Raw genomic sequence first — 6,081 nt, 5'->3', positions numbered from 1 at the left:
AAAGAACTTTTTCAAGAAAAAAATGTTCTCGGAAATTAGGAAAGCAACATAGAAGGGGTGACATTTTTGTAGCCAAGGCTGTGAAGCCTTGGTAAAAACGATACTCAAAACTTGATTTTGGCGGTATTGTTGCTATTTTTCTGCAACAATGCTGACAAAATCCCTAACGCTTATGGTTATCCAAATTTCTACCTGTTCATTTTTCCCCCTGAGTTGCTGCGCTTCAGGGCAGGCTTAATACAAAAACGAACCAAAAAAATCAAGGCTGTATGTAAATCTTAACGCAAAATGAATCACTCCCTGGCTAAACAAAAAAAACTCGGCCGAAAAGGCCTCAAACAGTTTTTTGTTTTTAACGCCATTGAGCAATCCATTTTACTAATTTCCATAAGGCCGAAAAAAATAAATAGAATTGAACAAGCTTAGGCTGCTAAAGCTATATAGTCTAGCTATTTAACCTAGCAAAGAACTCACATTGCTTGACATTACTCCCTTTAGTAATATTGACGGTAAACTTGACAAATCCCAAAAACCCAACAGGGGTGCCATTTTTATAGATAAGGCTGTAAAGCCTTGGTCAAAATGATAAGCAAAATCCGATTTTGGCGGTATTGTTGCTTTTTTTCTGCAACGATGCTGACAGAATCTCTTTTACAAGAATCATAAAATATAATTCATAGGGGAAATTAACCTTTTGAGATGGTTTATTGATTTTTTCTAATGGTTACCCTTTTCTTTTCCTGTTCATTTTTGGCTTGATCCAAAAACGAACCAAAAAAATCAAGGCTGTATGTAAATCTTAACGCAAAATGAATCACTCCCTGGCTAAACAAAAAAAACTCGGCCGAAAAGGCCTCAAACAGTTTTTTGTTTTTAACGCCATTGAGCAATCCATTTTACTAATTTCCATAAGGCCGAAAAAAATAAATAGAATTGAACAAGCTTATATAGGTAAAGCTATATAGTCTAGCTATTTAACCTACCCTAGAATTCATTTTCACTTGACATTACTCCCTATGGTAATATTGACGGCAAAACTTAACGAATCCCAACAACCCCAGAGGGTGACATTTTTGTAGCCAAGGCTGTCAAGCCTTGGTAAAAACGATACTCAAAACCCGATTTTGGCGGTATTGTTGCTTTTTTTCTGCAACAATACCGCCAAAATCACAACCTAAGTTAAGAGGATAAGAGAAGCTGGGACGAAAGAGCTCTGATTCTCCATTGTAATATAGCCCACTTTTATTCATCCTATTCTATTCGGAATATCCATTCTTTCATGCACGATTCGGTCAATTTTTAGAACTTCCCCATCTACTTTATAGACTATGAAATGCGAATTAATTTTAATCATTCTGTGGTTAGGTTTTATGCTAATAATTTGCCTTCCAAGTTCCGGGTTAATACAAATATTATTGATTTGGTTCATTATCTGCTTGACATAATTATCCGCTTGTCTTAAAGACCAGTTTGTATAGGTATATTCCCAAATATTTTCTAAATCATTACTTGCTAACCTACTTAATTGAAATTTCAATCTCATTTAGAATGTTTTGCATGCATTTTTTCCAAAAATTCCTTGGTATCAAAATCAGTGATATAGCCACTTTTTTCTCCCGCTTCAATGGCTTCTCTTAAAGCCGTTATTTTTTGCTCTTCTTCTTCGATTTTTCGTAATCCTGCTCTAATCACTTCACTCGCCGAAGCATACCTTCCCGAAGCAATACTTTTTTCGATTATGGTTTCAAAGTGCTCACCTAATGTAATTGATGTATTTTTTGCCATTTTCTAGTATTTAAACTTTCAATATACCAATTATTGGTATTGATATCAACATTGTGTCTATGGTTTTACAAACCGCAATGCTTATCGAATCCCCAAACCCCAAAAGGGTGCCATTATTGTAGCCAAGGCTGTGAAGCCTTGGCTACAGACGATAAATGCATCCTGATTTTGGCGACATTGTTGCTTTTTTTTTCTGCGACAATGCTGAAAAAATATCGAACCAAGTGAGCTACCTAACATTAATTTTTGCCGAGGTATTAGAATTCCATCTTACTCCTTAAAATTTGCAAAAAAATTAAAATCAGCCTGTAAAATAGAATTTTTAAGGACTTAGAGACTGTTATAACTTATTTCCTCTGTTCATTTTTTCCTTGATGAAAAAACGAACCAAAAAAATCAAGGCTGTCAAATCTTATTTCAAATGATGGGTAATCGTTCTAAGAACAAATGTCTTTTACGTAGCCATCATTTGATTTTTGAATCAAGATTCCGGGCTAAAAATGAGTGGATCTCCTTATGGGAGCTAACTCATTTTCTTAACGCCCTCCACCCTGCTCCAAAAACCATAACCTTTGAAGGCCGGTAAAACCTAATAGACTATACTCTCAAGAAACAAAACACGATTACCGATGTGGAAATATCTTAACGATAGATGATAAAGGTAAACAAACCCCAAAAACACCGTAGGTGTGACATTTTTGTAGCCGAGGCTGTCAGGCCTTGGTCAAAACGATCAGCACAACCCGATTTTGGCGGTATTGTTGCTTTTTTTTCTGCAACAATTCTGACAAAATCTCTTTTATCAGAATCATAAAATATAATCAATATAATTCATAGGGGGAATTAACCTTTTGATATGGTTTATTGACTTTTTCTAATGGTTACCCTTTTCTTTTCCTGTTCATTTTTGGCTTGATCCAAAAACGAACCAAAAAAATCAAGGCTGTATGTAAATCTTAACGCAAAATGAATCACTCCCTGGCTAAACAAAAAAAACTCGGCCGAAAAGGCCTCAAACAGTTTTTTGTTTTTAACGCCATTGAGCAATCCATTTTACTAATTTCCATAAGGCCAAAGAAAATAAATAGAATTGAACAAGCTTATATAGCTAAAGCTATATAGCCTGGCTATTTAACCTAGCAAAGAACTCACTTTGCTGGACAATACTCCCTATGGTAATATTGACGGCAAAACTTAACGAATCCCAACAACCCCAGAGGGGTGCCATTTTTGTAGCCAAGGCTGTCAAGCCTTGGTCAAAACGATTAATAAAACCCGATTTTGGCGGTATTGTTGCTATTTTTCTGCAACAATGCTGACAAAATCACTTTCGTAAACCACAAAAAAGAAGAAAGCCACATCCCTTAATACCCCATAGCCTAGGCAATAAAAATTCTCTAAACTTGCCCCATACTTGGTTTTAAGAAAAAAATGGTGAACTCGTCCGATGGTGTACTTTCGTTTTTTTTAATTATTGGTCTTCATTTTTAGTGTGATCTCTCCAATATTGTATGCATATATCGAAGCGGGAAGAAAAGTAAATCTCAAACCTTGTATTTCTTTCATCCCCATTTGATTAATTGAAGTGACAACGGCAGATTTAAGGCTATTTGCTTCACAAAAGTTAATTAAACTTTTCAATTCTTGGGGTTTATCGAAATATCGGTTACTCCATTTAATTTCTACTCCCCAAACAGGTTTATAGTTTTTATCATCTACCAAAACAAGATCTACCTCCCCTTCATTTCTGCCGTCTTTCCATCTAGCATAGGTTAAATCTAGTTGCTCTCGATGCATCCATTGTGAAAGAATTGCTGTTTCAACCATGTTTCCCATTTCTGGGTCTGTTTCACTTATAGGGGAAAATAAAGCCGTGCGAAGAGATGGGTTGGTAAGATACACTTTGAAGCTTGTGATTCTTTTTAATCTTTTCGCATTGACCCCAACCTTATTTAATACCTTAATTAAGAATGCTGCTTCTAAATATTCGAGATATTTTTTTAATGTATCCTTTTGAATCCCACTTTCTCTAGACATGGTCTCATATGAAAATTCATTACCAGTATTATAAGCTATGTAGGTGAAAAATCTGTTTAACTCCTGAACATCTCTGATTCCGTACAAGCTTGGAAGATCTCTAAGTAGCACTTTGTCTACAATGTCATTTTTCACATACCTACCCATGTCACCTTGTGTTTTTTCAGATAACACAACCTCTGGATATCCACCAAAATTTAAATAATGGACAAATTCTTTATTCAATGCTTTAGGATCATGAGTTAAGCAATACTTTATATCCTTGGACCCATATTGAATCTCCCCTTCAAACATTAAGTGGTCTAGTTTTTTTAAATGGATATATTCCTGAAATGTCAATGGAGGCAACAAGAAATCAGTGAATCTACCCGCACCACTTTCCGTACTGTGCCATTTCAAAGCTGCTGCTGCGGAGCCAGAAACGATAAATTTTATTTCCGGATAGGAGTCAACCAATACTTTTAAATGTCTTTCCCAATCTTTCAAGTATTGTATTTCATCAAAGAAGACGTAACAACCGTTTAGGTTTTCAAGGCTTAAAGCATCTTTACATAAAGTTAAAACATCCTCCAAGCTTAAATTGACATAAATTGGATTGTCAATCCCGATAAAGAATAATTTATGAGGATTCGTTCCTTCTTTCAGTAAATTTTCTATGCAATGAAATAACATTACAGTTTTACCAACCCTTCTAGGCCCCATTAGAACTAAAGCCCTCTTAATGCTCCTTTCAAGGACGAATGGATAAAAGAGATCAAAGTACAATCTCCTGGACATTGAGCTATAGGTGCTCGGTATCTCTTTGGTAATCCACCATGGATTTTCATATCGAAGACGTTCAATAATCTTTTCTGTCGGGATAAGATTCATCATTGCCATATTTTCATCTTAATACAGCAATATAGTAAATTTAAATAGATCATAAACTATCTATTAATACAAAAAATGAATCTTTAGGAGAAATACATAGTAAATAGATAGTTAATTGGACAATCGCTCAGCTTGTCGCAAATAAGCATAACGGTTAGTTTAATATTCTTTCTCCATTTTTAAAGCTCACTTCTTCTTTAACCCGGATTATGCAATAGGATTCGTGATGAGTGTTGAAATCGCAAGAAAATCAGGCTGTTTGGAGATTTTAGCATAGCAGGGCTATGGTGAAATCTCCAAACAGCAACGAAGTGGCTGATTTTAAAGCGATTTCGGCACGTAATAGATTGTCTATTGCATATTTCGGGTTTAAGTTTCCTTAACTCACTAATCAATATCCTAGCGTCCCATCTAACACTTTAAAGCTTAACAATACTTTATGTGGCCGTACTACCATGATGCCTAACGAATCACAAAAACACCGTAGGTGTGACATTTTTGTAGCCGAGGCTGTCAGGCCTTGGTAAAAATGATAAGCAAAATCCGATTTTGGCGGTATTGTTGCTTTTTTTCTGCAACGATGCTGACAGAATCTCTTTTACAAGAATCATAAAATATAATTCATAGGGGAAATTAACCTTTTGAGATGGTTTATTGATTTTTTCTAATGGTTACCCTTTTCTTTTCCTGTTCATTTTTGGCTTGATCCAAAAACGAACCAAAAAAATCAAGGCTGTCAAATCTTATTTCAAATGATGGGTAATCGTTCTAAGAACAAATGTCTTTTACGTAGCCATCATTTGATTTTTGAATCAAGATTCCGGGCTAAAAATGAGTGGATCTCCTTATGGGAGCTAACTCATTTTCTTAACGCCCTCCACCCTGCTCCAAAAACCATAACCTTTGAAGGCCGATAAAGCCTAATAGATTATGCTTCGAAAAAGAAAAGTAATTATCAATATACGAATCCCAAACCCCACAGGGGTGACATTTTTGTAGCCAAGGCTGTCAAGCCTTGGTAAAAGCAAGAAACACAATCCGATTTTGGCGGTATTGTTGCTATTTTTCTGCAACAATTCTGACAAAATCACTTCTGTAAACCGGATTACCTTACCATCTTGCCTAGGGCCTCTAATAGCTGTGGGTTTTCATCCAACCCAATCTTGGCAACGGCGTAGAACTCACTCATCCAGTCGTCTATCTTTGCAAATGCGGCGGTAAGGTCATCCGCTGAAATCTTAAGTCTTGAAAGTTTGTTTTCATGTCGGGATCTGTGATTTTGTGAACTGTGATACGTGGTTATTTTACATAACACCAGTTTGAAAGCAATCCAGAACCATCACCTTTCACCAAATCACCCCATCACTAGCTCACCACATCACCCCATCA

At 35.9% G+C, this 6,081-nt stretch carries 4 protein-coding genes; all 4 read right to left on the bottom strand.

Annotation, left to right across the window (positions count from 1 at the left end; all coding sequences use genetic code 11):
- Nucleotides 1-1,246: 1,246 nt before the first annotated feature.
- Nucleotides 1,247-1,543 (bottom strand): type II toxin-antitoxin system RelE/ParE family toxin, encoded by a 297-nt coding sequence (locus tag AAC073_RS23550; RefSeq protein WP_339926238.1) that lies wholly within the window; start codon nt 1,541-1,543, stop codon nt 1,247-1,249.
- Complete coding sequence (locus AAC073_RS23545; protein ID WP_339926237.1) at nt 1,540-1,785, bottom strand: type II toxin-antitoxin system ParD family antitoxin; 246 nt, start codon at nt 1,783-1,785, stop codon at nt 1,540-1,542. Before AAC073_RS23545 ends, AAC073_RS23550 begins: the two co-directional genes overlap by 4 nt.
- A gap of 1,467 nt (nt 1,786-3,252) precedes the next feature.
- The gene (locus AAC073_RS23540) at nt 3,253-4,695 is read right to left on the bottom strand and encodes an ATP-binding protein (protein ID WP_339926236.1); all 1,443 of its coding nucleotides are present in this window, start codon (nt 4,693-4,695) and stop codon (nt 3,253-3,255) included.
- Nucleotides 4,696-5,797: 1,102 nt separating this feature from the next.
- On the bottom strand, nt 5,798-6,007 hold the full coding sequence (locus AAC073_RS23535; protein ID WP_339926235.1) for a hypothetical protein: 210 nt from the start codon (nt 6,005-6,007) through the stop codon (nt 5,798-5,800).
- Between the last annotated feature and the right edge of the window lie 74 nt (nt 6,008-6,081).

The organism is uncultured Cyclobacterium sp. (genome assembly GCF_963977555.1).
Lineage (GTDB): Bacteria > Bacteroidota > Bacteroidia > Cytophagales > Cyclobacteriaceae > Cyclobacterium.
Note: the sequence above shows the minus strand (reverse complement) of the source record. Positions and strands in the feature narration are given on the sequence as shown.

Excerpts from the sequence above, each read along its gene's own strand:
- AAC073_RS23550 (WP_339926238.1), bottom strand. The coding sequence starts at position 1,543 with ATGAGATTGAAATTTCAATTAAGTAGGTTAGCAAGTAATGATTTAGAA.
- AAC073_RS23545 (WP_339926237.1), bottom strand. The coding sequence starts at position 1,785 with ATGGCAAAAAATACATCAATTACATTAGGTGAGCACTTTGAAACCATA.
- AAC073_RS23540 (WP_339926236.1), bottom strand. The coding sequence starts at position 4,695 with ATGATGAATCTTATCCCGACAGAAAAGATTATTGAACGTCTTCGATAT.